General features: G+C 43.0%; 2 protein-coding genes. Both read right to left on the bottom strand.

The genetic code is table 11. The features are described 5' to 3' along the window. Positions 1–192 (bottom strand): hypothetical protein (locus tag WMO75_RS19325; RefSeq protein ID WP_349078807.1); only part of this gene is annotated, 192 nt, incomplete at its 3' end. A gap of 69 nt (positions 193–261) precedes the next feature. Continuing rightward, the coding region (locus WMO75_RS19330; protein WP_349078809.1) for a DNA topoisomerase at positions 262–2,226 on the bottom strand (1,965 nt) is incomplete at its 5' end.

The raw sequence follows: 2,226 nt of genomic DNA on the forward strand, positions 1-2,226 counted from the left end.
GATTTCATAATCTTTGGCAGTCACCACCTCATCTTCATCCAGAAGGTCTTTCACTTCCTCATAAAGTGGAGGTTTTTTCTCTGGCTGAATCTCCGCTGCATATGCAGTCATCGGAGATAACACTGTACTAAGCATTGTCATGCCTGCCAGCAATCCAGATACTACTTTCCTAAAATTACCTTTTTTCTTCATGCTAAGGTCCTCTCTTTCATAATATTTGTATGAAAACAGACAGTCCTTAGACTGCCTGCAATACACTACTTATCGTTGTGGGAAAATCAGATTGAACTGCACATTCCCCTCGCCGGGATCAACCATTTCCACAGTTGCTTCATACTGTCGCCCTGTTTTTTTGGATACCAGATCCTTATAATGGATTTTTCCTTTAGCCAGGAACTTCTTTGCTGCCGCCTTATCCATCTTTTTCCCCTGGCTTGCAAGGAATTTATCATTCTTCCACAAGGTAAAAGCACAGTTCCGGTCAGAACAGTAAAAGTTTACTTTTCCTTCCCTGACATCTGCTCCACAGCGGGGACATTTGCCAATGACTTCTCCTTTTGCTTTTCCCTGAAACTGCCCTTTCTTTTCTTCTGAAATACCCTGATATCTGGCAACCAGTTCCTGCATCAGCTCTGTAATCCCATTTAGAAATTCATCTGCGGTCTCTGTATTCTGGGCAATGTGATTCAATGCCATTTCCCACTCTGCTGTCATCTTCGGAGATTTAATCTCATCCGGCAGAACCGTAATCAGTACATTGCCATCATCTGTCGGTACCAAATTTTTCTTTTCCCTTTTCACAAAACCAGACTGAATCAGTTTTTCAATGATTGCTGCCCTTGTTGCCGGTGTGCCAAGTCCTTTCTTTTCTGTATCTCCGGTCAGTTCTTCATTCCCTGCACGTTCCATTGCAGAAAGCAGGGTATCTTCTGTGTATTGTTTCGGTGGCTGTGTAAAATGCTCCGATACAAAAGAATCACAAGGACCGTAATGCTTGCCTGCCCAGATATCCAGCTCCGGCTCTTCTTTCTCAATCTTTACGCCAAAGAACTGTTTCCATTTATTTTCGATCGCCTTGAATCCTTCCTGCTTTGTTTTCTTTGCCGTGAGATAAAACGTATGATAATTACAGGTAATCTGACATTTATGGCTCTCATAAATATAAGGATCTGCGGTTGCCGTCAGTACCCTGGCACTGATCAGATACAAAATCTTACGGTTTCGTTCTTTCAGTTCACCAATATCTGCTTTGGCTACTTCCATAGTCGGGATAATCGCATGGTGATCAGATACTTTCTTTGAATTTAATACCTTACTCACGTCTGGCTGATATTCCAGACCTTCAACATAAGGCATTTTCCCAAGTAACATCTGAATCAGAGTTTCTGTGCTTTCTTCCATCTCATCTGTCAGATACTGGCTGTCTGTTCTCGGATAAGTGACAAGCTTCTGCTCATACATCTCCTGCACGGCATCCAATGTCTGCTGTGCGGTATAGCCAAACATTCTGTTTGCTTCCCTCTGAAGAGTGGTCAGATCATAGAGTTTTGGAGGGCGTACCGTCTTCTCTTTCACATCATCCTTTTCCACTTCGCACATCCGCTCCAGGCAGTCCGCAGCCACTTTATCTGCATCCTCTTTTTTCTGAAAATGCTCTGTAACCGCATCCATATCATCAAACTTGATATGAGCCATATAATATTTTTCTTTGGTAAATTCCTTGATCTTCTGATTTCGATCCACGATCATGGCAAGTGTTGGTGTCTGCACTCTTCCGACTTTCAGATTCTGGTTATACAGAACGGAAAAAAGACGGCTCGCATTGATTCCCACCAGCCAGTCTGCCTTTGCCCTGCAAAGTGCTGACTGATAGAGACTGTCATAACACGAACCGTCTTTTAATGACGCAAATCCATCTTTAATTGCCTGTTCTTCCATGGAAGAAATCCAGAGCCGCTTCATCGGCTTTTTGCATCCTGCCTGCTCATACACCAAACGAAAGATTAACTCACCTTCACGTCCTGCATCAGTTGCACAGATTACTTCATTCACTTCGGAATCTCTCATCAGTTTCTTTAAGATTCCAAACTGCTTCTTTGTACCCTCCAAAATCTTGTGTTTCCAACATTCCGGCACAATCGGCAGATCTTCATATCTCCATTTTTTATATTTTTCATCGTATTCCGATGCATCGCATAATCCCACCAGATGTCCTACGCACCAGGA

It is taken from the genome of Blautia intestinihominis (assembly GCF_040096655.1).
Taxonomy (GTDB): Bacteria; Bacillota; Clostridia; order Lachnospirales; family Lachnospiraceae; genus Blautia_A; species Blautia_A intestinihominis.